General features: G+C 60.1%; 23 protein-coding genes and 1 tRNA gene. 9 read left to right on the forward strand and 15 right to left on the reverse strand.

What is annotated here, in order from left to right:
- Nucleotides 1-75: 75 nt before the first annotated feature.
- The 6 genes from C6Y62_RS00990 to C6Y62_RS01015 all read left to right on the forward strand — a co-directional run bounded on the left by C6Y62_RS00990 (nt 76) and on the right by C6Y62_RS01015 (nt 10,172).
- Complete coding sequence (locus tag C6Y62_RS00990) at nt 76-6,168, forward strand: DUF11 domain-containing protein (protein WP_173952443.1); 6,093 nt, start codon at nt 76-78, stop codon at nt 6,166-6,168.
- 197 nt (nt 6,169-6,365) lie between these two features.
- Complete coding sequence (locus C6Y62_RS00995; RefSeq protein WP_173952444.1) at nt 6,366-6,923, forward strand: DUF1523 family protein; 558 nt, start codon at nt 6,366-6,368, stop codon at nt 6,921-6,923.
- A 37-nt stretch (nt 6,924-6,960) separates the two neighbouring features.
- Entirely contained in the window at nt 6,961-7,419 is a 459-nt protein-coding gene (locus C6Y62_RS01000) for a hypothetical protein (RefSeq protein WP_173952445.1), read from the forward strand.
- A 297-nt stretch (nt 7,420-7,716) separates the two neighbouring features.
- Nucleotides 7,717-8,835 (forward strand): helix-turn-helix transcriptional regulator, encoded by a 1,119-nt coding sequence (locus tag C6Y62_RS01005; protein ID WP_173952446.1) that lies wholly within the window; start codon nt 7,717-7,719, stop codon nt 8,833-8,835.
- Nucleotides 8,836-9,033: 198 nt separating this feature from the next.
- On the forward strand, nt 9,034-9,396 hold the full coding sequence (locus C6Y62_RS01010) for a PRC-barrel domain-containing protein (protein ID WP_173953031.1): 363 nt from the start codon (nt 9,034-9,036) through the stop codon (nt 9,394-9,396).
- A gap of 275 nt (nt 9,397-9,671) precedes the next feature.
- Nucleotides 9,672-10,172 (forward strand): YciE/YciF ferroxidase family protein, encoded by a 501-nt coding sequence (locus C6Y62_RS01015; protein ID WP_173952447.1) that lies wholly within the window; start codon nt 9,672-9,674, stop codon nt 10,170-10,172.
- Between the two features lie 99 nt (nt 10,173-10,271).
- Here C6Y62_RS01015 and C6Y62_RS01020 read toward each other — a convergent pair whose 3' ends face one another.
- The 7 genes from C6Y62_RS01020 to C6Y62_RS01050 all read right to left on the reverse strand — a co-directional run bounded on the left by C6Y62_RS01020 (nt 10,272) and on the right by C6Y62_RS01050 (nt 15,717).
- The gene (locus C6Y62_RS01020) at nt 10,272-10,487 is read right to left on the reverse strand and encodes a hypothetical protein (RefSeq protein ID WP_173952448.1); all 216 of its coding nucleotides are present in this window, start codon (nt 10,485-10,487) and stop codon (nt 10,272-10,274) included.
- A gap of 82 nt (nt 10,488-10,569) precedes the next feature.
- The gene (locus tag C6Y62_RS01025) at nt 10,570-11,289 is read right to left on the reverse strand and encodes a Crp/Fnr family transcriptional regulator (RefSeq protein WP_173952449.1); all 720 of its coding nucleotides are present in this window, start codon (nt 11,287-11,289) and stop codon (nt 10,570-10,572) included.
- Nucleotides 11,290-11,532: 243 nt separating this feature from the next.
- On the reverse strand, nt 11,533-12,279 hold the full coding sequence (locus C6Y62_RS01030; protein ID WP_173952450.1) for an SDR family NAD(P)-dependent oxidoreductase: 747 nt from the start codon (nt 12,277-12,279) through the stop codon (nt 11,533-11,535).
- Between the two features lie 88 nt (nt 12,280-12,367).
- Nucleotides 12,368-13,360 (reverse strand): phenylacetaldoxime dehydratase family protein, encoded by a 993-nt coding sequence (locus C6Y62_RS01035; RefSeq protein ID WP_246274214.1) that lies wholly within the window; start codon nt 13,358-13,360, stop codon nt 12,368-12,370.
- Between the two features lie 173 nt (nt 13,361-13,533).
- The gene (locus tag C6Y62_RS01040; protein ID WP_173952451.1) at nt 13,534-14,859 is read right to left on the reverse strand and encodes a site-specific integrase; all 1,326 of its coding nucleotides are present in this window, start codon (nt 14,857-14,859) and stop codon (nt 13,534-13,536) included.
- 98 nt (nt 14,860-14,957) lie between these two features.
- Nucleotides 14,958-15,033 (reverse strand) — tRNA-Glu (locus C6Y62_RS01045).
- A gap of 84 nt (nt 15,034-15,117) precedes the next feature.
- Complete coding sequence (locus C6Y62_RS01050) at nt 15,118-15,717, reverse strand: hypothetical protein (RefSeq protein WP_173952452.1); 600 nt, start codon at nt 15,715-15,717, stop codon at nt 15,118-15,120.
- A gap of 49 nt (nt 15,718-15,766) precedes the next feature.
- Between C6Y62_RS01050 and C6Y62_RS01055 the strand changes: the two genes are divergently transcribed.
- Complete coding sequence (locus C6Y62_RS01055; RefSeq protein WP_173952453.1) at nt 15,767-16,795, forward strand: RluA family pseudouridine synthase; 1,029 nt, start codon at nt 15,767-15,769, stop codon at nt 16,793-16,795.
- Nucleotides 16,796-16,920: 125 nt separating this feature from the next.
- Here C6Y62_RS01055 and C6Y62_RS01060 read toward each other — a convergent pair whose 3' ends face one another.
- Both C6Y62_RS01060 and C6Y62_RS01065 read right to left on the reverse strand, forming a co-directional pair.
- Nucleotides 16,921-17,694, reverse strand: coding sequence for a DUF3800 domain-containing protein (locus C6Y62_RS01060; RefSeq protein ID WP_173952454.1), 774 nt, complete (start codon nt 17,692-17,694; stop codon nt 16,921-16,923).
- Nucleotides 17,672-18,139 carry a hypothetical protein gene (locus tag C6Y62_RS01065; protein ID WP_173952455.1) on the reverse strand — a complete coding sequence of 156 codons (468 nt, stop codon included), beginning with the start codon at nt 18,137-18,139 and terminating at the stop codon, nt 17,672-17,674. Before C6Y62_RS01065 ends, C6Y62_RS01060 begins: the two co-directional genes overlap by 23 nt.
- A gap of 511 nt (nt 18,140-18,650) precedes the next feature.
- Here C6Y62_RS01065 and rpoH point away from each other — a divergent pair.
- A complete protein-coding gene (gene rpoH, locus C6Y62_RS01070; RefSeq protein WP_068464685.1) occupies nt 18,651-19,547 on the forward strand; it encodes an RNA polymerase sigma factor RpoH in 897 nt (298 codons plus the stop codon).
- 125 nt (nt 19,548-19,672) lie between these two features.
- Here rpoH and C6Y62_RS01075 read toward each other — a convergent pair whose 3' ends face one another.
- The 6 genes from C6Y62_RS01075 to C6Y62_RS01100 all read right to left on the reverse strand — a co-directional run bounded on the left by C6Y62_RS01075 (nt 19,673) and on the right by C6Y62_RS01100 (nt 26,193).
- Nucleotides 19,673-20,974: a hypothetical protein gene (locus C6Y62_RS01075; RefSeq protein ID WP_173952456.1), complete on the reverse strand. Its 1,302-nt coding sequence runs from the start codon at nt 20,972-20,974 to the stop codon at nt 19,673-19,675.
- An 820-nt stretch (nt 20,975-21,794) separates the two neighbouring features.
- A complete protein-coding gene (locus C6Y62_RS01080; protein WP_068464694.1) occupies nt 21,795-23,174 on the reverse strand; it encodes an N-acetylmuramoyl-L-alanine amidase in 1,380 nt (459 codons plus the stop codon).
- A gap of 271 nt (nt 23,175-23,445) precedes the next feature.
- On the reverse strand, nt 23,446-23,898 hold the full coding sequence (locus C6Y62_RS01085) for a molybdenum cofactor biosynthesis protein MoaE (RefSeq protein ID WP_173952457.1): 453 nt from the start codon (nt 23,896-23,898) through the stop codon (nt 23,446-23,448).
- Between the two features lie 4 nt (nt 23,899-23,902).
- Entirely contained in the window at nt 23,903-24,154 is a 252-nt protein-coding gene (gene moaD / locus C6Y62_RS01090) for a molybdopterin converting factor subunit 1 (protein ID WP_068464714.1), read from the reverse strand.
- Nucleotides 24,155-24,265: 111 nt separating this feature from the next.
- On the reverse strand, nt 24,266-24,829 hold the full coding sequence (gene pgsA, locus C6Y62_RS01095) for a CDP-diacylglycerol--glycerol-3-phosphate 3-phosphatidyltransferase (protein WP_083509865.1): 564 nt from the start codon (nt 24,827-24,829) through the stop codon (nt 24,266-24,268).
- Between the two features lie 110 nt (nt 24,830-24,939).
- A complete protein-coding gene (locus C6Y62_RS01100; RefSeq protein ID WP_173952458.1) occupies nt 24,940-26,193 on the reverse strand; it encodes an extensin-like domain-containing protein in 1,254 nt (417 codons plus the stop codon).
- A 67-nt stretch (nt 26,194-26,260) separates the two neighbouring features.
- Here C6Y62_RS01100 and C6Y62_RS01105 point away from each other — a divergent pair, with 67 nt between their 5' ends.
- Complete coding sequence (locus C6Y62_RS01105; RefSeq protein WP_173952459.1) at nt 26,261-26,500, forward strand: hypothetical protein; 240 nt, start codon at nt 26,261-26,263, stop codon at nt 26,498-26,500.
- The last annotated feature ends 132 nt before the right edge of the window (nt 26,501-26,632 follow it).

The raw sequence follows: 26,632 nt of genomic DNA on the forward strand, positions 1-26,632 counted from the left end.
AACGGTTGAGGCATCACGCCTGCAAACCTGAGAAGATCGCAGACAGTGAGATGCCATGTCTGGCGGAGGGGTGGAATGCACGTGTTCCGATGGATTGCTCCCGTTGGAGCCGCGATCGTAGTCGCATTTTCAACTCTCGTGATGAGTGAAAGCTCCCCCGCCGAAACCGTGGACGCTGCTCAGCCCACTGCCGCGATAAGGGCAGGCGATGTTGCCGTCACCGGCTTCTCGGGCACGGTGCTGGCCAGCGATAAGCTGCCTCCAGGTGTTGATCCCCTGGATCGAACCTTCATCGACGTAAGCGCGCCATCCTTGCGCATCTTCGATGCATCGAGCCTGAGCGGCGCTCTTGCGGGCCAGCTGGTCAATGCGCCATTGCGATTGGCCGTGCCAGCCAAGGACATCGGCCAGGTCTTCGCGCTGGCAATCGATCCGAGCGACAACGGCGGGCCGCCGCGCATCTTTGCGGCAGCAACGTCCGCCTTCGGCTTGCGCATCGTTGGCGCAGGCCGCGCCGCCGACGGACACCCGAACCGTTTGAAGGCTGGCACGCCCGACGCGACCTTCATGGAGGGACAGTTCGGCAGCCTATCCAGCAATAGCCCTGGAGCTATCTACAAGATCGACGGCGCAACTGGGGCTGTCTCGTTGTTAGCCGACACCGCTTTTTCCGGCATCCCCAATACGGGACCAGGCATCGGCGGATTGGCGTACGATTCCAAAACACGCACGCTCTACGCGTCTGACCTCGACACCGGCCTGATCCATCGCTTCAGCCTTGAATACAACGCCGCCGATCTCGGACAATACGACCACGGCGTTACCGGACTGCGCGCGGCTGGCAAGGAAGCGGTGTCAGACGATGGCAAGCGCCTTGAAATCATGAGCGACGCGTTCAAGGCCGACGATCCCACAACGTGGGGCTTCACCCAGACCGCGCGTCGCATCGATGCACTGGCCGTGCACGACGGTCGCCTCTATTACGCCGTCGCTGAAGGCCCTGAGATATGGTCGATCGGCCTCAGCGGCGGCGCTTTCCTCAGCGACCCGAGGCTTGAGGTTGCGCTCAATGCGGCCAAGCCGTTTCCCGTCACCAGCATCGCCTTTGACGCCACCGGCCAGATGTTGCTCGCGCAACGCAGCCCCGTTCAGAACCCCTATGATTACGGCGGCTTCACCGAACCCGGCGCGCAGGTGCTGCGATATGTGCCGGAGACACCGGACGATCCAAGCACACCCGGACTGTGGAGCAAGGATCCCGCTATCTACGCCATCGGCACCGCCGATGACAGCAATGCAGGCAGCGGCGGCGTCAGCCTGCAATACGGCTACAAACCCGACGGCTTTCTTGACCTCAACACCTGCTCCGCCACCGTGGCGGCCACCGGCGACACGCTTGCAGGTATCGCCAGCGGCGTACAGTTCAACGCCTTGGAGTTGGTGCGCCCGGCGAACGTGCCACCGACGCAAAGCGCGTTCATCGATTACAGCACCGGGCAGGACGAACCTACCATTCGCGGTCATGTCGGCAACGTCGCGGCGGTGTTGCTCTGTGGCGTCGACGCTGGGTTTCCACCCATCGCGGAGGGCGGACCACCCGTCGAGGGCGGTGGCGCATTCCCTCCGGTTGCAGAAGGCGGCATCGCCGGAGGTGGCATCGCCGGAGGTGGCGGAACATTCCCACCCGTCGATGACGGCGGCGCAGGCGGCGAGACCTTCCCACCCGTTGAGGGCGGCGGCGGCACGACGGACCCTAACGCTGCAAACCTTGCACCCACCAAAACCCAGACCTGCAAACTGGTCGCGGCTGACAAGGCTGAGTGCGAATACCTCATCAACCTCGCCAACACGTCGCAAGTGCCGTTCGTTGCCAACGACGTGATCTTCGAGGACCGCTTTTCGGTTGCACCGCAATCGTTCGATATCGGCTTTTCAGCCAACAAGACGGCAACGGGATTCACGACAGAGCCGAACACCTTCGGGGCGACGACGATCCCGCCTGGCCCGCAGAACTTCAGCAATCAGATCAAGGCAACCTTTGCCGTGCCGCCCGGCGGCCTCACGGTCGAAAACTGCATTACCGTGAAGCCCGGCAAGGGCGGCGAACCCGCAAGACCGGATTTCAAGGGGGCGGAAACCCAGACACCGCTGCCCGATCTGCCTGCGAGCACTACGAATGGGCTCGACCGCGCCATTGCCATAACGGGCGAGCCCAAGTGCAGGCAGCGGGGTGACCTGCGCGACTGTAAATGGATCGTAACCATCTCCAACCCTGGCACTGCTCCGAGCGGTGCCTCGTTCTCGGTGACGACATCGATTCCGAACGTCGGCATGGGAAGCAGCGCTGGCGTTGCGACCAGCAGCGAGGGCAGCACCACATTCTTCAGCACGTCTGTCGGCCTGCCGCCGAAGCGGCAAATGCGTTTTGAGGTCAGTGGTACCTTCCCGGCCGAGCCGGCAACTCCCATCACAGCCACGGCAAGCGTCGCGTCGCAGAACATTGCTGACGTCAATCCAGCGAACAACACCGCGCAAGCCGCTGCCGGCACGGATGCGGCGGAAGTGGTTGCATCAAACGGAGTAACCACGGAGGACGCCAATCCCGACGATAACACGTCGTGCATCGCGTGGAATTCCAACACGCCCGACGATCAGGGCACGCCAACGAACGAGCCGACGCTTCCCCCACCCGTTGTGGACGAGCAGCCCGAGCCATCAAAGGCCGGACAGCTCGCCCTGCTGAAAACCGGCGTCGCCTGCCAGGCCAAGAAGGCCTGCACGTTCATGTTCGCGATCAAGAACACATCGGCCAACGACTTCGACGGCGACGTTGAGTTCGACGATTTCATCACCGGCGATGGCGCCATCTTCGGAGCAACGGCGATCACGCCAGCGCCGGCCGCGCCATGGTCCTGCGCCAAGAACGGACAAGGCTTCAAGTGCGCGGCGAAACTGAAGATCGCGGCCAATGGCGCCGCACCGCCGTTGAGCCTCATGTTCGATCTCGGCCCCGGCATTGGCGCCGTGAAGGAAGTGAAGAACTGCGCCACGTTGAAGGGTGCTGCGGCTGCATCGTGCGCCACGCTCCCGCTTGAACCGGAGCCGAACCCAGCCGGAGGACAGCCGAAGCTCACCATCACCAAGACGGGCCCCGCCGAATGCTCCGACCTTGGGGGCTGTAACTTCACCATCGCGATCAAGAACGAAGGCGATGCCCCGTTCAACGGCCCGGTCGTCGTCAACGAGGAACTGACGCTCGACGGCAAGGCCGCGCCCGAGGCCGTTCTCGTTCCCAACCAGACCTGGACGTGCACGCCGGGCGGCAATTCCACCTGCACCAGTATTCCGGCGATGATCATCGGCCCACAGGGGACGGCGACGCTGAGACTACGCACCGTCTTCAGTAAGCCGACCGGCGCCAAGGTGATGCAGAACTGCGCCAGCGTTGTTGGCGCGGCGGCGAAGTCGTGCGTCTCCGTCAATCTTCTTGAGGGCCCCAAGCTCGTTCTGAGGAAGGAGCGCGTCGACGGCGTTTGCGATCCCACCTGCACGTTCCGCATCACGGCCACGAACGTTGGCAATCAGACGATCAAGGGGCCGATCAAGATCGTCGACTTCCCCAGAAACATAAAGAACGACTTCGGCCTCACGGATATCAAGGCCGAAGTTGTCTCCGCGACTATGGTCGCCTCGGTGGCCAAGGTCTCATGCAACAAGCCAGGAAACATCTGGTGCGATATCAACTCTGACCTGCCGCCCGGGGTTTCGACGACATTCGACCTGACGACGACGGTCGGTCTCATGGAATTCACCGGCGAGAACTGCGTGCTGCCTCGAGACCAGATCGCCGGCAAGGTGCCGGCAGTCTGCACCGCGATGTCGGGCCAGCGAGCTGCAGGACCCAATCTCGCCATCGAGAAGCGCAACTTCGGCACGTCGAAACAAGGCGTGGACCACTGCGAGCTGAAGGGGGAATGCCTCTTCATCATCCGGGTCACAAACACCGGGAAGAGCGATTTCGTCGGGCCTATCAAAATAAACGACACCATCTCACTCGGCGCGCCGGAACTCCTCCAGGAGGGGCCGGGCGGCAACGTGGGATGGAACTGCACGAAGGCTGGGGCGGGCGGCATTGGCGCCGCCTCTATCGACTGCACCATCCCAGGCGCACCCAACCCGCTCAAACCGGGCACATTCGTCCCCTTAGCCCCTGGCAAGTTCATCGAGCTTGGAATTTCCGTAAAGCCCGGAAAGAGCTGGAAAGACAGCAACATTCTCAAGAACTGCGCGGAGCTTGTTGACGCGCCGCCCAACATGGGCCCGATCAAGAGCTGCGCCTCGCAGAAGCTCGATCCGTTCAAGGTGAAGGTTACAAAAACCGGCGACCAGTCATGTCAGCCCGGTAGCCAATGCCGCTTCGAACTCGACATTTTCAACGACGAGCAGATCGTCCACGATGATCCCGTGACCGTGACGGATAAACTGTCGGGACTATCGTCGGCGCAGATCGTATCCATCACTCCGGCAGCTGGCGCCGATCCATTCCCGTGCACGCCCGCACCGACGCATGTCCCGTTTACATGCACGGGCCACATGAATCTGACACCCGGCGAGCACAATAAATACGTCATGATCGTGCGGCTGCCTGCGGACGCAAACGCGACAGCGTTCTCCAACTGCGCGACGGTGGGTAGCACTGATACGTCAGGTGCTGCATCCGAGCCGGCTTGCCACAGCGTGCAGCTCGCCCCGCCCGATCAGCCGTTCAGCCTCAAGATCGACAAGACGGGCCCAGCCACCTGCGCACCGGGAAGCGAATGCGCCTTCAATCTCACGCTGACCAATACGGGACGGGCTGAGCACAAAGGCGCAGTGACGCTCACCGATGGCCTGTCCGGCATCGATTCCATGCCTATCGTGTCGACTGCTCCGTCACTGCCGTGCACACAGCAGCCGCAGGCCATCCCGTTCAACTGCAGGACCAATGACGACTTCACGGTCCCGGCCGGGGCGTCGCGCAAATTCAGCATCACAGCGCGTGTTCCGCGCAGCGCCGACACGTTCACGAATTGCGCGTTCGTCGCCGGTGGGAAGGCCTCGGCACGGGATGCTGGCCAACCGTCATCGTCATGCGTGACGGTGAGATCGCCTGAAAAAGCCGAACCAACCAAGCCAGAATGCAAGGGCGGAATGATACTGACGGACGACGGCCTTTGCGCCTGTCCTTCTGGCACAACGTGGAACGGCCGCAATTGCATCACGCGCGATCCAACGCCTCCACCCGTGTGCAAGGGCGCGCGCCCCATTGGCGTGTTCCCGAACTGCTGCCCGCGCGGTACGCACTTCGAGCGCGGCGCCTGCCGTCCCGACAAGGACAACACCGGTAAAAACGACGGTGGCGCAAGCGGCGTCATTCTCCCGCCGACGGTTTGCGACGGCGCACGCCCGATCGGCAACTGGCCGAACTGCTGTCCGCGCGGCACACACTTCCGCCGTGGCGCCTGCCGTCCCGACAAGCCTGATGACGGCAAGCCGGACGGTGGTGCAAGCGGCGTCAAGCTGCCGGTCTGCGAAGGCGCACGACCGATCGGCAACTGGCCGAACTGCTGTCCACGCGGTACGCACTTCCGCCGTGGCGCCTGCCGTCCCGACAAACCTGATGACGGCAAGCCGGATGGTGGCGCAAGCGGCATCAAGCTGCCGGTCTGCGAAGGCGCACGACCGATCGGCAACTGGCCGAACTGCTGTCCGCGTGGAACACACTTCCGCCGCGGTGCATGCCGTCCTGACAAGCCTGATGACGCTGGAAAAGACGGCGGCGGTTCAAGTGGCACCAAACCCGGCTGTCCGATGGGCATGACCGGCACGCCACCGAACTGTTGCCCGCCCGGAACTCGCTTTCAGAATGGCACGTGTGTGAAGCCGACGATCAAGTGCCCGCCCGGCACACACTTGTCGCGCTCGGGGCAATGCGTGCCCAACGCAGAGCCCACGCCGACGCCTTCCAAGGCAGAGGAGCCGAAGAAGGCCAGATGCACCGGTGGTAGCCGCGGGACGCCGCCCAATTGCTACTGCGTCCCACCATCGAAATTCCTAGGCGGGCGGTGCCGCTATATTCCCAACCCTGGACCTCCCAAGAACGACAGCGACAAGATTATCGTGAGGTGATCCACCGCAAATCATTGAGCCGCGCGCAGCAATCTCCGCGCGGCTCAATGATACGATGGCTTTGCTCAGCTCCGTTGTAAGGGTCCGCAAAATTCAGCCTTGCGGTACGTGGCCACTGCTGCCATTTCCCTTCTCATCAACTGGTCGGCCATGCGAATATCATCCGGTCCGCACCACTCGCGATGGGGTTTTGATCCGTGCTTCAGGCTTGGCTGTCGATTGGTTTTGTCGTCCTTATCGCCGTTCTTTTGCTCGCATTCATCCTGTGGCGCAGGGACAATCACATCGTTGCCTTTACCGCGCTCCTTGTCGGTGTTCCGCTCTGGTTTGCATGGGAGTACGCGCGTCCGACTTGGACCACGGGCATCATCACCGGAACCGAAGTTCGGCGCAGCGATCCCGATGCCCGCGGCACCACGACCGACGTGCAATATATCTACATGCGCAATCGGTCCGACCGCGGAATGGAGATGACCAACGAAGATTCCTGGTGGTGGCTGAAGCGAAACAGCGAGCGCATTTTCAATGACGCCAAGACCGCCGACACGCGTCAGACCGAAATGACTGTCATGTGGAACCGGTGGCGTTCGACGCTCTTCAGCTGGTATCCGAACGTGATCGCCATCGGCCCGGCCGGCTCGTGGCCGTTCTGGTCGCTGCGCACGATCGGCTTCTACGGTGTCTCCATCGTCCTTTGGCTCACGTACTTCTACGGTTGCTTCTGGTTGACCAGGTCGCGCCCGCCGGAGGAATGAGACCCTGGCTCATGCCGTCATCGGTGAGGTTTTCTCCATGCGTATTGTTCTCGCTGTCATGATTGTTACCGGCCTTGTCAGCGGCCGCGCATTTGCAGCACCGACGGCTTGCGAACTCGTTTCCGCCGCCGACATGAGCACCGTTCTGGGCAGCGCGGTTGACGCCGTGGCCGACGATCGCGGCGGGCAGACCAAGTGCACCTATGAAACCTCTGGCGGCGAACTCGGCGCACCCTATGCCGAGGTGCAACTGAACTGGGGCGATGGCGATGCAGGCATGAAAGGTGCCGGCATCATGGAATCGGAACTCGGACCTGCCATGGGGCACTTGGCCGGCCTCGGCGACCAGGCCACAACGGTCGGGCCGATGATCCTGATCCGGAGAGGAGATGATCTGATCACGCTTGTGATCTCCGGCATTGCCGACAACACGAACGCTGCCAAGCGCATCTACAGTTTGATCGATGCGCGATTGCCCAAGGCTACGACCCCGTGACGAGCCTCTAGCGCAGCACGGCTTGTGAACGGGCGGCGGGGTCAGCAATCCATGCGATTGCATTTATAGGCACGCGCACTGTGCCTCGAACAATGTTGCAACTAGATAAAACAAACAACGTTCACGGAACATAACCAGCGAACTGCGGTTCGCCCAATGCATTGCGACGTCGCAACGCCGCCATTAGAATCGAACCGACTTCACAAACGACGTCGTCTATTCGAGCCCAAGCACAACGTTCCGCCGCTATATTTTATCGTCGTTCGAGTATGAAGGCGCATTTGGAGCAGGTATTCCTTGAGCGAAACTGAAGCGCTCTCGTCAACCGTCGAGAGCCTCTATGATGCGGCAGTGGATCAAGATCGCTGGGCGCATGCGCTGGAGAAAGCCACTGTTTTCGTAAAGGGAACGGCCGCCAATCTTTTCTGGCAGGACGCCGCGACCAACCAAGCAATCACGTTCCACTCTTGGGGATGCGATCCCGTCTACGAACAGCTCTATTTCGAGAAGTACGCGGGCCTCAATCCATTCTTTCCGGCGTTGGCGTTCGTCGAGGTAGGCCGAGCAGTGGCGGCGGAAGATCTGATTTCGCACGATGAATTTCGCCAGACGCGCTTTTTCAAGGAATGGGTCGAGCCGCAGGGATTGATCGATGTTATAGGCGTAAATCTCGAGCGCACCGCAACAAGCACTGCGTTCTTTTCCATCCGTCGCAGCAAGGAAGATGGCATCGTCGACGTTGCAGCACGGCAGCGATGCGCTCTTATTGCTCCGCACATTCGTCGGGCCGTGTCTATCGGCAAGGTCGTGCAGAACGCGAAGTCGGCCCATGGAATGCTGCGAGCGGCGCTGGAGCAGGTGCCGGCTGCTGTGGTGTTCGTTGCAGCGAATGGAAGGATCGTGTTCGCCAATCAGGCGGCCGAGGACATGCTTAAATCCAAGCAGATCCTGATCACACGCCGTGGCGTTGTTGGCGTCGTGAGCCAGGGGGCGGACAAGCATTTGCGTGCGGCTCTCGCGGCGGCAGCGCGCGGCGATGCGGCTCTCGGACTAAAAGGCATCGACATCCCCCTGACCGACGCGGAGGGGCGCCACTACCTGGCGAATGTGCTGTCCATCGTCTCGGAAGCCCGGCGGACGCCTGACGCGGGCGAAGCAGTTGCAGCGTTGTTTATCAGGGGGACAACTTTCGCGACACGGACGCCGCTGGAGACGGCCGCGCTGCACTACGGTTTGACGCCGAGTGAGCTTCGAGTTCTCGCAGCGGTGCTGGAGGCTGGAACGATCTCGGACATCGCGGATCGACTCGGCGTTTCCAAGTCGACCGTCAAGACGCACCTCAACCACCTCATGGCAAAGACCGGAACGCACCGGCAAACCGATCTCATCCGGCTGATGCTCAGCGCCGGTCCCTGACCACAGACGCGAGCGCGAGTGCGATGGAACGCCATACATGCTGGCGTGCCAATCAGGGCGCTGGCGTTATTCGCTACATAAGAAATAGCACTTGCGCTGCCGCCGCTGGACCGGTTGCGCACGCTATCATTTAGCCATCGGGGGAACATTTTCACCGTGAATGCGGTTGTAAACTCGAAACTAAAGGGAGACGAACCAATGGCAAGAGCAACCGCGCATCCCGATCATCGACTCATTTCTAGCGAAGATGTTCAGGGCACTGTCGTATATGGCGCCGATAACAAAAACATCGGTGAGGTTGATCATCTGCTGATCGACAAACTGTCTGGCCGCGTAGCTTATGCGGTGATGAGCTTCGGCGGATTCTTGGGGTTGGCGCATAGCCATTATCCAATTCCATGGTCCGCGTTGCGCTACGACCCGACCCTTGACGGTTATCGCACCGGCATCACCGAAGCGCAGCTTCGCGACGCGCCCGATTTTTCTGACGATGCATGGTCGGATCGATCCTGGGAAAGCCAGACGCATCAACACTACGGCGCATCGACGTATTGGGATTAAAGATTCCAGCCCCGCGTCTAAAACGGTTGGCAGGCTTCTTCGCGAAGCCTGCTGCCTTCCTGTGTTGAACACGCGAAAGCTTCGGCCATGACGGAGCAGACTCAAATTATTCCGTTCGTTGCCGCAACCGGTTGGAGCGCGACGAGTTTAGCGAACACGGACGAACATCAGTCTATGCGCCTTTGGGGACCGATCATCACTAACGGTCGGGCACAGAAGCATGACGCCATAGGCGCGAGATGCGTTTGATAGCCAAACCCTACGGAGTAACGAGCATGAAGGAAAAAGCGCTGGATCGCCTGTTTTATGAAACCCTGAAAGACATCTATTACGCCGAGCGAAAAATTCTTAAGGCGCTGCCCAAGATGGCGCGTGGCGCCGAAACAGCCGAACTGAAGAAGGCATTCAACGACCATTGCGCCGAGACCGAGCGTCAGGTCGAGCGACTGCAGAAAGTATTCGAGATCTGCGGCAAGCGGGCCCAAGGCAAGACCTGCGAAGCGATTGAGGGCATCATCGCCGAGGGTGAGGAAGTGTTGGAAGAATTCAAGGGCCAGCCGGCACAGGACGCAGGGCTCATTTCATCGGCTCAGGCTGTCGAACACTACGAGATTGCGCGCTATGGCACTCTGAAGTGTTGGGCCGAAATGCTCGGCATGCCAGATGCGGTGAAGTTGCTCGATCAGAATCTGCAGGAAGAAATCAAAGCAGATGCGCTGCTGACAAAGATTGCGGAAGGCGCTGTCAACGAGCACGCGATGGAGCGGGCCGCCTGACCTGAATCTGTGAGCAAGCGATTGAGGGGCTCTGCGCCCGCCACGCGCAGAGCCCGTTTTCCACCCGCAGAACTTCAATCCGAGGGCACGAACGACAGCTTACCGACAGCCGTGAAAAATGTGCAGCGCTTCCGCCTTCAACTTTTGCAGATCATCGCCGTGCTCTTTTGCGGCCGTCAGAATTGCCTGAGCAAGCCGCGTGCGTGCGTCATCTTCCGCGCCGGAAAACCTGGACGCGACTTCAGACCAGACCTCATCGAACGTTTTGAAAATTTCGCTCAAACGTTCAGAGGTCAAGGCGCTGTCTTCGATCAACCGCCGTGCGCGCATCTACGTATCCTTGCATACCTAAGTTGCAAGCAGTAGTGGCTACGGGCGTCGCTGTCGGTATTCTAGATTACTTTGACGAAGGAAGATTGCGTTCGGTCTTCATGCGGATGAGGCGGTAGCACTCGCACGTGTAGGCGACGAGGGCTGGCCGATTAAGGATGACGATGCGTCCGCGCATAACGCTAACAAAACCCTGCTTTTGGAGAGTGGCCAGCGCTTTGGAGGCGGTGGGGCGATAGATGCCGAGCATTTCGGCGATCAGGTCGTGGGTAATATTCAAAGTATCCTCATTGGTGCGATCGGCCATGGTCAGCAGCCATCTGGCGAGGCGCTTGGAAACCGAGTGGGTGGCGTTGCAGGCCCCCGAAATCATGACCTGATGTAAAAACGTATGCAGGTGCAGGTTCATCATGGCTTGAAAGCCGGGCAGCTCAATAAGTGCCTTCTTGAAATCCGCGCGCCGTAACCGCATGGCCGTTCCAGCGATCTGAACCAGCAGCCGTACATCAGAACTGCGGGCGCCGAGCATCTCCTGAAAACCGCTGTTGCCTTCTCGCCCGATGGTTGCGAGCTCGGCGGTGTTGCCGTCGGCGTATACGGCCAACACCGATATTATGCCTGATGAGGGAAAATAGACGTAATCGAGCGGGTCTTCATCATCGATCAGAATGGTCTTGTAGTCGAGCGGAACAGGCGTCAGCTTGCGGGCCAGCGTTTCTAATTCTCGCGCCGGAATAGCAGCCAGCAGACTGTTCTCTATCGGGGGGCGATCCTTGCTTTTCCTCATCCGGCCTCAACGCGGAAACCTGCCGAGAGTTCGCCGAACGGTTCATTCACAGTCGGAAATTCCGGCACCGATCCGGCAATGAAAGCGACCTATCTTGGGTGCCTATCCCAAGCTAGCACTCATTGTGATGAAGGCGGCCGATCGTGGTGATCAGGCCGCCTTCCATTCCGCTAGACGATAACGATGGGATAAAATTGCGAAGACACCCAGCGTCTGAGCATTGCGCGGCGAAAGGGCTATGCCTCAGCCGATCGTATAGCCGCCGTCGACAACAATCTCCTGACCATAAATATTTTTGGCACCGGGCGACGCCAAGAACAGAGCCGTATCGGCAATGTCAGCAGGTTCGCCAAATCTTCCCGGCATAAGACGGGCATTCACCGCTTCCGCGACGCTCGCCAGCACATCGGCAGGCAAGCCGACTTTGCCCCACAGCGGTGTTCCGATTGGGCCGGGGGCGATGCTATTCACGCGAATGCCTTGCGGCGCAAGTTCGACAGCCAGCGTCTGCGCGAACGACTTAAGTGCAGCCTTGCTCGAATTGTAGATCGCAAGCCCTGGGAAGCCGACTGTGGTCAGAAAAGTGGTGATGAATATTACGCTGCCCTGAGGGGCGATATGCGGCAGGAATTTTCTGACGGTTTCAGTCGCCGCTACAAAGTTCAAGTTGAACTGCTCTGCTATCGCATCAGGCCCGCTTTCCGTAAACGGCACAACCTTCGCAGCACCGGCATTCGGAATGACAACGTCGACCGCTCCATAGGCCTTGATCGTTTCCTCTATCATCCGGTCGAGGCTTTCCGCCTTGGTTACGTCACCAGGAACAACGATCACATTTTCCGGCGATTTTCGTTTGATCTCGAGCAGTCCCTCCTCTGAGCGCGCCATAAGAGCCAGTCGATATCCGTTTTCTAAAAATCGTTCGGCGATGGCGCGGCCGATGCCGCTGCTCGCACCGGTGATGGCCGCAACTTTTGTCTCTGTGCCCATGATATCTCTCTAAGCCAATCGAATGTTGCTCAGCGCAACGGGCGATATTGGGGTGCGGCAACCGGCGCAGCTGCCGCACCGATGTCGGCTACACAGCGCGTAGCAGCCCTGTCTTTGGATGACAGTTGATGTATTCAAAATACTGATTGGATGCGTCGAACACGGAGACTTCATGATAGAGCGTCAGCTCTTTGAACTTCTTCACGTTGCGCATGAAGGTCACGAAGATCTGCAGATGCGTCGGATGGGATTCGCCCCAGTGCTCTAGTGCAGCCAGGGAATTCCAGAAACTGACACCAAACCCACGCTCCTCCGGGTTGCCGTTTTCATCGATGTGATGGCAATAGCGGTTGGAGTAGCAGCCAACCTCAAGTCCATCATCACGGAGGAAATCCATACCCTGGTGCAGAACAGGCTCAATTTCTTCGTACCAGGTTCTGCGCTCCTCACCTTCGGTCCGGCGCCAATCTTCGCCTGAGCGTATAAGCGTAAGATTCTGATGCCCACTGATGATCACGCGGCCGCCTGCTGCGGGCTGCCCCTGCACAACAGTCAGGCTGCCGGACGGTTCTATCGTGTCATTCTGTGAGATCGGCAAACGATCGCGCATCGATCCCCAGTATCCATGCTCGAAGATCGGCTCGCTCATGTTCCCGAACAGAACGCTCACGCCCTCGAAGGGACCGTAGTCGTGGGTGAAGATCGTCTCGAACTGCTCCATGCGCGGGCTGAAGATCTCTCGGAAATAGCCAACGCCGTCATTTAGCCGATCGTCCGATGCCCACCATCCGGCAATCTCAGAGCTCGTATTCCATTTGGCGTACGTCTCCGGGGCCTTCCAATAGGCCACGACGATGAGGTTGAGACAGCCGAGCGCGTCGACGAATTGAACAAGATCATGCCGGGCAGGACCATCGGGAAGCTTCAGGCTGTCGCGGATTGTCTGAAAGGCAGCGCATGCTTTGCCGTTACTGGCTTCGTCTTTCGACTGAACACCGAGGTAAGCCATAACCATCTGCTCGACGGTCGGGTCAACTTTCGCGGAAAATGCCGGATACGGCGGTTTCCAGGTATCCGTCATCCGACGATGACGCGTGCGCGGGCATCTAAGGTGCTCCGGAATTGAAGAGTCCAAAGTCATGCGTTCCTCCCATTTGCTTTCTGTTTTGGTGCGTGAGCACGGAGGGAAGCGTGATTATTTGGGGAGTAGCCGGCAAGGGCATGGCACCTGCGTACGGCAGGCATAATGCCTGCTCATCTCGCGGCCATCGTCTGGCGCTTCAGCGTCTTCACGAACGTGAGGAAGCCACGAGCAACAAGTTCAGGGTGGACCGGCACGTCGCGTTCCGAACTGTCGTTCTTGAGCGAGCCACCGTCTTCGGCAGGGGTGAAGCGCAGAACGGTGATGCCATCCTTCTCAACGACGCGGCGGGCCCATAGCTGCGCGATCTCACCGACACGGGCTCCGGTCAGCGCCAGCAGCCACGGCACCCAGCGCAACGCGGCAGACGTTTCTTTGTCAGCCAACGCAAGGATGGTGGCCACTTCGTTGTCATCATAGGCCAGCATCTTTTCGCCAGCGCGGCGCTTGCTCGGAATGCGATAGCCCTCAACCGGGTTGATCGTCACGAGGTCGCTACGCAGTGCAAGATTGTAGAGGGCACGGATGGCGGCGAGATAGGTGTCGTTGATCGTCTTTGGGCTGAGTGAACGCTCACGCAGCGCCATTGCCCAGTGGACCACGTCCGACTTTACGACGAGACGCGGATCGCTGTGCTTGAGGTGGGCGGTGAAGTCCGCAACGGCTTTGCTGAACGCTCCTATAGAGCTAGCGGAACGAGTGTCCTCAGCCTTCCAGCGCGTGAGCAAATCCTCAAACGTGAGTGTCGATGGTTTAGGCAGCGCCTTGGTGCCGATGCCGTCCCACTGAGGATAGCGAGCGGCCACAGCATCGTCGGGCGCATAGTCGCCATCAGCATTCCGCTTGAGCTTGTTCGCCGCGTCGATAAGAGCCTTGGCAAACGCCCGTAGCAGTTTCGGACGATCCTCGCCCGTTGGGATGACACCTTCGCGAATGAGGATGGCGTCAAGAAACGGGCCGACGTAGCGCTCAAGCTCGAACAATTGAGCTTCGCCGGGATAGGCTTCGATCATCAACGACGGACCGGGAGCCGGTGTCAGAACGCGCTGCGCCACATCGGCGACGATCTCCCACCATGCCGCGCTGACGGGCTCATCCTCAAAGCCGCTGGCAAGGTCGCGATAGAGGATACCAGCGAGCTTGACGTGGTCCTTGTTGGTGAGCGCACGAGGCCCTTCGCGAAAAGCTGCGATGGCGCGTTCAAACTGAGTTGCAGCAGCAGTGTGGCGCAGCTTGGCGAGCGCGTTATCTTCTGTTCGCAACGAGACCAGCACCTCAGCGCCGAACGTCGCCGATACGTAGATGCACTCGTCACCCGCACGTGCCTTCGGCAGCGCAAACGCAATGCGCTTACCGCGAGCGGCTAGCAGCACGTCGGCGGGGACACGCTTTCTGAACTGGTGATTAGACGAGCCGGAGCGCTTCGTCGGACGAGCCATAAGCAACACCATTGCGTGGCACCTCTGTGTGACAGTGGTGCGGCTGAAATATCAATGATGTCTGATGCTTACGACGTATCAACGGCTTAGAAAAGCCGTGGCGCCCCGTAGGGGACTCGAACCCCTGTTCCCAACGTGAGAGGCTGGTGTCCTGGGCCACTAGACGAACGGGACAGCGCTGAGCGAACCTATATGGGACTAAGCCCCCAACAAGCAAGCCGTTTCTTTCAAGATTTGTGACGACCGTGCGCCATCGCGTCAATCGGGCGCGCGCGTTACGTCAACAACCGTCAACGGCCGTCCAGACGCCAGATCATAAACGGCAATGCCTTCAGCGCCCGCGCCTTCGAAATGCACCGCCAGACGGTCACCCGAAATGGAAACGGAACGGATAACCGCACCCGCCGGCAGGCTCAAAGGGGCAACCGTGGCGGGCGGGAAGGAAGCGTGAGAAGCCGAGGGGGCGGCGCCAGAGGGATCGGCGGGATGCCCCGTGGACGCACCAGCCGACGCAGCCCCGGGATGAGCGGAGTAAGCCGCGCCCCCAGGAGCGGTTGCCGCGTCACCGGCGGAGGCACCGGCGCCTGCTCCGGAAGGCATATCGGATGCTGCCCCTGCTCCGGGCGGAAGCGCAAGTCGGGGCGCTGGCGGCTGCACTGCCACGACAGACGGTTGCGCGTCGCGCGCTGACGCGAGATAGATGATGCGTCCGGCAATAGCTGCAAGGCCGGCAAAAAGCAGAACCCCCAGCGCCACGACCACGATTTTCATAGTGCGCTGCAGGCGTGCTTCCTCCGGGCTTAATCCCGGAGCGGCCGCCGCCGACGCTGGCGCAGCGGTTGTATCAGTCGTTGACATCTCGTCCTCCCGCATCGCGGAGGCCATCCGGAGGCCAGTACGCAAGGCTATGTCCACTGTCGAGGAATCACAAAGCGCAAATTCCCAGCAATTCGCAGTTGCTGAGGAGGAAGAAGGCATCCGCCTCGACAAGCTGCTGGCCCAGCGCATCGCAACGCTCAGCCGTGCCCGCATACAGGCTTTGATCCGCAGCGGCAACGTCACCGGCCCCGGCGACAATACTGGCGCGGCTGACGGCTCCTATCGGGTCAAGGCAGGCGACACCTTCACCGTAACGCTGCCGCCCCCGGCTCCGGCCGAACCGCAGGGCGAAAAGCTGGACCTCGACGTCGTCTATGAAGACGATGACGTCATCGTCATCGACAAGCCCGGCGACATGGTTGTGCATCCAGCTCCCGGCCATGCCGACGGCACGCTGGTCAACGCCCTGATCGCCCATTGCGGTGAAAGCCTCAGCGGCATCGGCGGCGTGCGGCGCCCTGGCATCGTGCACCGGCTCGACAAGGGGACATCGGGCTTGCTGGTGGTCGCCAAGCATGATCAGGCGCATCAGGGGCTGGCGGATCAGTTCGCTGCCCACGGCGAGGATGGCCGCATGCATCGCGCCTATCTGGCGCTGGTGTGGGGCACGCCACTACGCCCGCGCGATACCATCGAGGCGCGGCTGGGCCGCAGCCAGAGCAACCGCACCAAGATTGCCGTGGTGCGCGGCGAATCCGGCCGCCACGCCGTGACCCACTATGAGCGCGTGCACACCTTCGCCACGCAGGCCGGGCCGGTGACGCTGCTCCGGGTGATGCTGGAAACTGGCCGCACGCATCAGATTCGCGTCCACCTGGCGCATGTCGGGCATCCGGTGCTGGGCGACATTGTCTATGGCAGCGGTTTCAAGGCCAAGGCCGCACGGCTGGGCGAGGAGGCGCAGGAGGCGCTTGCGGCTCTGGATCGGCAGGCGCTGCACGCCGCCGAGCTGGGCTTCGAGCACCCCGTTTCCGGCGAGGCGCTGATGTTCGAGAGCGAACCACCGGAGGACTTGCAGCGCCTGCTGGACGCGCTCGAGCGGGACAGGACGGACTAGGGAAAGCGCGCTGCCGTCTTGAAGGCGGTTACGTGGGCATTAGCTGATCCAGCTCAGTTGGATAGAGCGCCCTTTTCGTAAAGGGGAGGACGGGGGTTCGAATCCGTGGCGCCTTTGCGAGGCTTTTACGTTTTCGGCCGGTCCGGCTCGGGCAGCTGATGAACCGCGTAAAGCGGCCGCAATAAAGAAATTAAATCGCCGTACCTAGTGTCGTTCATAGCGCGCCGCTTCATAACGTAGGCGCAGAAATCCGCAATCTGAAGAGCTGGTGAGTCCCGCTTCTGTTCAAACAGAGGGCTGGATTTTATCTTTTTGAACGGGAAATATTTCCGCTCTTCCGGGCCAAATCCATCAACTGCGCTTGTGAGGCGATGCTGGTTTTGCGTGTCTTTAATGATCTTACGGGCCTGCTCATTGTCCTCCACGATTAACATCGTGACTTCGTTCGAAGTGTTCACTCTCATCCACATCTCGACTTGCATCGCGCAAGTCATGAACGCCGTCACATGCTGACCTACTGCACGCTCTTTGCCTGACATACCAGCCGCATCAAATGTCAGCGGCCAGTGTGCTCGCTGCACGATGCCAAAGGCAAGCGGTAGCTTCATCTTCGCTGGAATTGAGGCCAGCTCGTGCGCAATCTCTAGCCGTTTGGCCAACTGCCAACGCTCATCAGCACGACAAAAAACTTTCCCGCCACCGTTGAACAGCTCAGTAGCATGAAACACAAATCCATCGCGAAGGTCTGCTGGGATGTGTCTCTCAACTAAACGTTGGAGCCTCTGCTCCAATTCGTTCAACTGCTTGTCGGCGTGAACGATTACGCCAGCGACCACTATGAACGGTTCGTGGGCCGGATTTGAAATGCCCGCCTCGTCAACGTAGACAAACCGAGTCACCTTTTCCCCCAGCGATCGATTGAAAAAATTCCGCTAATTTCTTCTGGTAGTTTGTTCCAAGAGGATAGTCACTGGAAAACAACGTAGAAACATCGGCAAGGATTAGAACTTGTTCTCGTGTTAAACGAGTTAGAAATGCATCATCCTCAGAAAGCCACGATAGCGCGGAGACGACTTGATCTTCTACTTCTGAATCTGGATGCTTCAGGGCATAGATTATAAATTCCGGCAATATCATCGCCATTCCTTGCTCGGAGAAGAATGGCAAAGCGCTGTGAAACTTCTCAACGAAACAATCGTCGAGGTCACTATGCTTTTCAAGTTCCGCAGCAATTTCTTCCACCTCCGGTAAGTTGGACGGGGAGAGCATAAGCGAGGAAGGCAGGACCGGACTGTTTCGTCTGAATGCCCCTTCCATCAATGCGATAAGTTCTTCTCGACGCACAGACTTTTTCCTTTTTAGGCACTAAGCCAGCTCGGGACTTACTGCCTGACCGCCAGTACTTGGTCGGACATACTGACGGGCGAAGATGGGTGTAGAGGCTTCTACAGACCCAGCCAGTCAGCTGGTGGTACGAGATTTCGGCAAATCCGCCTGCCGCTGAAAAGCCGGGGTTAGGTCCGTTCATAATTCGACCCGACAGGCCGGGCCTTTTAGGCTATGTTACCGATTAGTACCATAGCGGCAACACTTCGGCGCATTTCGCCAAAAGTGCCGGCGGAGGCCCTGAAATCGGCCCTTCCCTGCGCTTGTGAGATGGGCCCAGTGCAACAATATAGCGTTGGGCTGCGTATAGGTAGCAGAGCGGGCACGGCGGGAACGGCGCGACGGAAATCGCGGCTTCTCCCGTTATGTAAGAGGGATTTGCCACTAAAGGTATTCAGTACCCTCAAACGGCTACCCGCAAAGGATTGAAAGAGGGACCGCCCGGGGCATTGGGCGGCTGGTAGAGGTTATGGCTAGACTTCCGACTATCGCACAGGGCTCGTTGGGCCTCACACGTTATCTGGAAGAGATTCGCAAGTTTCCAATGCTGGAACCGGGCGAAGAATTCATGCTGGCTAAACGCTGGCAGGAACATGCCGACCAGGATGCAGCGGAAAAGCTCGTCACCTCGCACCTCCGGCTGGTGGCGCGCATCGCCATGGGCTATCGCGGTTATGGCCTGCCGATCGGCGAGGTTATTTCCGAAGGCAACGTCGGCCTGATGCAGGCGGTGAAGCGGTTTGACCCGGACAAGGGCTTCCGCCTGGCAACCTATGCCATGTGGTGGATCCGCGCCTCGATCCAGGAGTACATCCTGCGTTCGTGGAGCCTTGTGAAGATGGGCACGACCGCCGCGCAGAAGAAGCTGTTCTTCAACCTGCGCCGCGCCAAGAGCCAGCTTCAGGCCCTGGACGACGGCGATCTGCACCCCGACCATGTGAAGACGATAGCCACGCGCTTCGGCGTGACGGAGGCGGATGTCGTGTCGATGAACCGGCGCCTTGGCGGCGATTCATCGCTGAATGCACCCGTGCGCGCCGACAGCGAAGCCGGCGAGTGGCAGGACTGGCTGGCGGATGATGCGCCAACGCAGGAAGACGTTCTGGGTGAAGAGCAGGAACTGGATCAGCGCAAGAATTATCTGACCAGTGCGCTCTCAACACTGAACGATCGCGAACGGCGCATCTTCGAAGCGCGCCGTCTTTCGGATCAGCCCGCAACGCTGGAAGATCTTTCGAGCGAGTTCGGCGTCTCGCGCGAGCGTATCCGTCAGATCGAAGTGCGCGCGTTCGAGAAGGTGCAGAAGGCAGTGCAGTCGGCCGCGGCCAAGGTGGAAGCGGCACAGGCTGAAGCTGCGATGCATTGATCGGCTCGGCAGCGAGCAGACGAAGCTGAACCTGAAAAGCAAAAGAGCGCGGCCGATGAAGCCGCGCTCTTTTTATTGGGTTTTGGTGGGCGCGTCAGGCGCGCGCGATGTGGGTAGCGATGCCCTTACGGCGCGGTGACGCGCAGATCACTGACCATCCACGTGTCGCCTTCCTTGCTTTCAGCCGAAGCGGCGAGAAGGCCGATGTGACTTGGCCAACGCGGTGCTTCAGTTTTGAAGCTGCCTGCGGGCTTGCCGTTGATCTCGACCGTCACTGCGTTACCGACAATCTTCAGGCGCATCGTGTTAGTTTTTTTCGAGCCTGCGTTGGCGGCGGCAACTTTGGTCCACGGCACCGGACGCTTGGCAACGGCCTTGCCGTCGGCGATACGGGCCACCGTGAAGTAGCCGTTAGGCGCAAGCACGGCCTGGAAATAATTGCGGCTGTCTTCGGCCCAGAACACGAGCCCGGCATAGCTGGTGGTGGCGTTTGCGGTGTTATTGGCCAGCTCGAAGTTCACGCACGTGTCGATATCACCGAACACGAACACGCGGTTCCAGCGCAGCGCCGGCAGACCCGACGGCGGGGTGAACGTTGCCTTGCCGTCGCCGATGCTGAACTGATCGTCCTTTTCGCCCCAGTTGGGATCGTGCACGGTGAAGGGCTCGTCGAACAGCACCTTGCCTGTTCCGCAGCCGGGCGCAACGGGAGCGGAAGCGATGGCGCCTGTAATCAGATGATCATGCGCGCCTGACGATTGCGCTTGCTGGTCAGCAGCAGCGTTCGCGCTGACCTGAGCCTGCGGGTCGGCAACCTTGAAATCGGAGATCCGCCACGTGTCGACACCGGTCGGCGCGGACGAAGCAACGAGCCCGACGTGGCTCATGCCTTCCGGCGCCTGCCCCCTGAAGCGCGCAACGACGGTGCCGTTGATGCTGACAGCAACGGTCTCGCCGTCGGTGGCGACGCGCAGCGTGTTCTTCTCGTTCGGGCCGAGCTTCAGCGTCGAAACCTGTCCCCAGTTCACTGGCGGCGTGGGAACGATGCGGCCGGCGATCTTGCGCGCGACGGTGAACATGCCGTTGGGCGAAATCACCGCCTGATAGAAGTTGTCTTTGTCGGTGGCCCAGAACAGCAGGCCGGCATAGCTGCGCGAAGCGTCACCCGTGGATGATGGCATCGCGATTGTTGCGCAGGCATCGACGCTTTTCGTTTCCAGCCCAGCATTCCAGCGCGCGGTCTGCGTACCGACCTGCGGCGTGAAAATAGCGTCGGTGCCTTCGGTCTTGAATTGCGCGTCGGCTTCGCCCCACCCCGCTGTTCCGATCTGATAGGCGCCATTCGCCTGACCTGCGGATTCAACGCAGGCGGCTGCGGGTGTCGCCAAAATGAAAAGAGCAAGGGCTGTGTGATAGATCCGGAGCATTAGATCCTCGCGGTTGGGGCGATTCGTCGGTGGCTGAGTATGGCCCAGAAAAAGGCCATCAAACGGCCATAGAGCCTCCTTTTTTGTGCATTCGCGATATCCGCGCGCATGCAACATTAAATTGCACGGCCGTGTACTCGTTTCTGCAAACGAATCACATACTGTTAATGGTTGAGAGGCTCCTCTCGCAGCTCGATTGCATCGGGTTGCAGTTCAGGCAGCGTTTGATTTCGCGTGCGCGTCAGAGATGGAGGGCCCATTGCCCCTAGACTCTGTGTGCAAGATCAGTCTTCAGACTGGCGCTGCCGGTCGGTTGAACACGTGGCGGGCATGGACAGGGCCGCCCCAGGGAGTGTTCGCCGGTCGATATGTGGGCCTCCGCAGGCCCCTGTCCGCAAAGCGACATCTCCATCACCGTCACATCCATTGCGGCAACGGCGACATGCTGTCCTTACGACAGATCGCATCGGTGCGCGCAGTGGATTTCGTTCAGCGTGACAGGTGCATGGAGCTGCCGCACTTACTGGAAGATGGAGTGGCTAATGCTGAAGCGTCTTCACCTCGCGAAGAATCCACGCACCGTATCTTCTTGTACGCGCGTCGCTCACCCGCTTCGGCTTGAACAGGACTGGCTATGGAGGCTGCTCTGGCGCAAGCAACAGATGCGCCCTCCAAGTAGGACTTAATGGGGCTCTAGCCGAGAAGGATGTGCGATCCGACACTCGGCCACAAAGATTGAAGGCCGGTCCAATGGACCGGCCTTTCTTTTGTGACGCTCCCAAACGGAAAGCTCAGACAGGCGATGTGACCGAGACGAGGCTCACATCGGAAGCTGGGCAAGCTGGTTCGAAAAGTAATTGTCGACGGCGGACTTGATTGAGTCCGAGACCTTGTTGCGCCATTCGGAAGACTTGAGCTTCCTGGCATCTTCCTTGTTGGTGACGTAAGCGAGTTCGATCAGCACCGACGGAAACTGTGCGGTCTTCAGCACCCGGAACGATGCCTGCTGATCCGGCTTGTTACGCATGGTGGTGCTGCTGCCCATATTTTCAATGACGGTGCGGGCAAAGACGCTGGTGCGATCGCGGGTTGCATCAACTTCGCGGCCAGCAAGATCGGCCAGGATGTTCTGCACCATGCCGACATCTTTCTTGGAGCCGACCTGCTTCACCTGTTCGATCTCGTCATCCGATAGAACATCGCCCGCTACTTCACCCCGGGTGGAGCGACGCAGACTGTTCGCAACGGAATCGCGCAGCGAGTAGATGGTGGCGCCGCTGGCATTGGTGCTGGCGTAATCGCAATGCACCGCGATGAACAGATTGGCGTTGTGCTTCTCGCCGAAGGCAACGCGATCGCCCAGCGGAATGAACACATCTTTGTCGCGTGTCAGCAGCACCTTGTAGCGGCCGGTAGCTTCAAGTTTCTTGGCCAGCAGCTTGCTGAACGCGAGCGTGATTTCCTTTTCCACCGCGCCATTTTTCATGGCACCGGAATCGTGACCGCCATGGCCGGGATCGATGACAATAACCGGTTTGAACGCGCGCTCCGCGCGGACATCCGGCGGCACTGCGGGACGCGGCAATGGCGGCTGCAAACCGGATGCACCCAGCGCATAGGTTGGCGGCGGAATGCTTGGACGCGTCGCTGCGACCTGTGTCGCTGCGATTGGCCCAACTGCATCTTCCTCAGGCTGCGGAATGCTGGCGGTGATGGGCGTAAAGGAAGCGATCTCGACAACGAGATGCTGATCCTTGCCCGCAGCCGGCTTTTCAATCCGCGCGCTGGAAACAATGACGGGCTGCGTCACGTAAATGATGATGCGGGAGTGCTCCGCGCCCGAAAGCCCGGCCTGAAACGACTTGATGAGGCCAACCGGACCTTCAGCCGGCTGCGCAGGAAGACGCAACGACGTCTCCTTTACCTGCACGACAACGCGGTTCGGATTGTTGAGCGAAAACACTTCGAACTCGGTCTGCTTTGGCAAACCGACGACAAAGCGCGTGCGCTGCTCCGGAGCGCTTGCAACCGAAGTGGCAGCAGATGCGTTTGATGAACCAGTGAAGAGGCTGTCCGCGCTCTGCAACAGTTTCTGGGCACCATCCAGCAGTCCTTGCGCCTGCAGCGGAGATTGCGCGCAGAGCAAGGCACACATGCAGAACATGCCGCGGCGCAAGCGCCACGCATTTCTGTGAACCATGACGTCAGACCCCCGTCTACGCGATACAAATTCCAAGTGGTGGGACGGTCAAGGTTGCCTGAAAAGATGGCCTTTTGCGGTCCTCCTTCAGGCATTGTTAGGGTTATCGCATATTAAGCCTTAATATTTCCCTAACGGATGCGTAGTTAGCAGCATCGATTCGCAGAAATTACTGCGTTTTGAAGTGCACGCGCAGTTGCGAGTGCGGCAACGCAAATCGCGCCGCCTGCGCCTCACCAAATCAATGCGAGTGCAAATTTAGAGGGCCGGATTAACTCCAGCGCTCGGCAGCGCTGTTGTCGACTTCGCGCGCATCGACCCATGCGCTGTCGCCATTTAGCAGCGTCTCTTTTTTCCAGAACGGCGCGCGGGTTTTCAGGAAGTCCATCAGGAATGCGGCGGCCTCGAATGCCGCCTGACGATGCGCTGACGCGGCAATGACCAGCACGATCTGCTCGCCGGGGCGCAGTTCACCAACACGATGGATCAGCGTGGTTGCCTGCAGCGGCCAGCGCGCGTGCGCTTCAGCCTCGATGCGCAACATCTCTGCTTCTGTCATGTCCGGATAATGTTCGAGCGTCATCGACGTGATGCGCTTGTCACCCACGCCTTCACGCACGCGGCCGGTGAACGTGACGACAGCGCCGATATCGGTGCGCGCGCCGATCAGCTTTTCCGTTTCGGCAGCGACATCGAAATCGTCGGTCTGGACACAAACCGCCACGCGATCAGCCTCCGGTTACGGGCGGAAAGAACGCAACCTCGCGCGCTGCGCCGAGCGGCGCAGAAGGCTTCACATGCGTGCGATCAACGGCCGCGCGAACGACGTTGCGGCGTGCAAAAGCTTCACCGTATTCCGGACCGCGCTGCTCCAGCCAATCGACCAGATCTGACACCGTGACGACGTCCGACGGCAGCTCAACAGTCTCCGCGTCGCGGCCGATTTTCTCGCGTACCCAGGCAAAATAGAGAAGCCGCACATTGCGCGGAGCAGCGGTCATATCTCACTCGCTTGCTGTTCTGATTAGCCTTGCAGGCCGGATGCGTGGCGCCTTGCATTGCTGCGCACCGCGCCGGAAACCAAAAGCGCGTTAGCGCTCCATCGCGTGCACGACACCAGCCTTTAGATAGTCATAGCCGGTCCACAATGTCAGTAGCGCCGCGATCCAAAGGATAACGATGCCGCCGGTCATGATGCCGGGCACGATCTTTTCGGCCGCCGGGCCCGCGAGCAGCACGCCCAGCGCGATCATCTGCATGGTGGTTTTCCATTTGGCGAGCTGCGTGACATGAATTTTCACGTTCAGCTCGGCCAGGAACTCGCGCAGGCCGGACACCAGAATTTCACGGCACAGGATGATGACGGCGGCCCAGATCGACCAGCCGCCGATCGTGCCATCGTGCACGAGCATCATCAACACTGCGCCGACGAGCAGCTTGTCGGCGATCGGGTCGAGCATCCGACCAAGGGTCGATTGCTGTTCCCAGATGCGGGCCAGATAGCCATCGAGCCAGTCGGTTATGCCGGCGAAGACAAAGAGCGCGAACGCCGACCAGCGCGCAGTATCGCCCTTCAGGAAGAAGAGGCAGGCGACGAGTGCGGGCACGGCCAGGATGCGAACGTAGGTGAGTACGTTCGGCAGGCTCAGGTGCATGGATCGGGGTGCAGCAGCTTGTACCATCGGCCTTGGTACACCATCACAACGCGGGTCCGTCAATGGCGCGGATGGGCGGCGAACCATCGCCCCGCGCGCAAAGCACTAGACTAGCGACATATCGGCGTTTTGGAACGGCGGATTTTGATATCCAGATGAAAATGATCGCGATGGGCTTCGTTCGCCTCCGGTCCCAGCACGGTGGTAAAAAGACCGCATGAGCCCTCATGCAAGCGCTTGAGGAACATGGATTCTTTTGTGGTGGCCGGCTTCGGGATAGCGACGTGGACATCCTTGGAGGTTGAACCAGCCTTTTCAGCCGGTGTCGGCGCGGCCTTGGCGTCAGCCCCGCTATTCGGTGACGCCGCATCTTTTTGAGAACCGGAATCCGGCTTTTCCTGGGGCGCCTTGCCGGTCTCGCGACGGTATTCGGTTTTCTGCAGGTTGCCGGAAGACTTGGGGGCCGATTTGGCCTCAGCCGCCTCGGCGCTCAGCGGCGGCACCTTCGCCGTGCCTTTCGAACTGCCCGTCGCCCCGGCAACGGCCACCGCCTTGTGGGCCTCCGCTTTTCCCGCCTCGGCCTTTTTCTGAGCCGCCACGATATCCCGATCCGTCGGGCCCCAGCCTGACAGCACCTTAACCGTACGGCCATCAGCGGTGACGAAGGCGGAGATGTCGATGGCGTTACCGGTGGCGTGCTCGCTGAGCGTAAGCTTCGGGTTGTTATAGACATTGCGGCACGAATACGAAGCGCCGATGATGCGTTTGACGCGCGTGCCGAGCACCTTTTCGGCCGAGGGTTGCAGCACCTTCTCGATCCAGTCGTTCAGCGACGCAGCCAGGCGGCAGTTCATGGTGGGCGGGGGCGAGAACTCCACCCCGCGCGAGCCGCCGAGGCGGCGCAGTGCCAGCGGCGCGGGGGTGCCGCAGGCGCCGCTTTTCATCGGTTCGGCCAGCTCGATCTCAGCCGCTGCCGGCGCCAGAATCTGCAGGCAGGTGCGCAGCTCGGTAGCGAGCTGTTCGGGCGTCCATTCATCCGGAGGCGGCGCCGCTTTTACGATCGGCATCAACTCGCGGGTTTCGGGCGCGCGGGTTTCAGATCTGGCGGGCGGTGACGGCGATGGTGGAGTTGCAGCGGCTTGCGGCACGCCAGGGACGGCCTGGCCGGCTCCGTTGGCGTCAATCGCTGCCTGCTGTGGTGGATTTCCCTGCTGCGCTGCACTCGCGTGCGGGGGCGCGTCATCGGGCGCCCGATCCGGCAACGGCGCTGCTGCTCCCTCCGCCCGGCGCAACGGCGTGGGCAGCGCCTGATCCTGCACCGATACTGTGGCAGCAGCAGTCTGCTCACGCTGATCAAGCGGCATCCCGGCATCTGGCGGCGGTGGAGGATTCGCGGGGCGGGGCGGCAGGTGGGCAAGCGCAACGAAGCCAGTGAAAGCCGCTGCGGACATCCACGAGGACAATCGCGTCAATGTTCTGTCGGCCGAAATGCCGCTCGTCATGGCCCCATCGCGTGAATTAAGCGCCCAACAGACGGTTTCCGGTTTTCCTGAAAGCGCGCCAAGGCGTTGTTCCCCATTGTCCAGCATCGGGCGCAAGCGCGGCAAAAATGCGATTGAACGCCAATTTAGAGACGATACAAATCCATCAACCGGCTTGGAACGTCAGTGAAATCCACCGTTCAATGGGTTTCAGATCCCGCGCGCGCAGCTGGCCCGACGATATTTGCCAACGGACGCGCACAGCCCACGCGATGCATCTGAACGCGATGGGTTGCATACATTTTTCCCGCCGCAATTCAAC

Source organism: Hyphomicrobium sulfonivorans, assembly GCF_013306565.1.
Lineage (GTDB): Bacteria > Pseudomonadota > Alphaproteobacteria > Rhizobiales > Hyphomicrobiaceae > Hyphomicrobium_A > Hyphomicrobium_A sulfonivorans.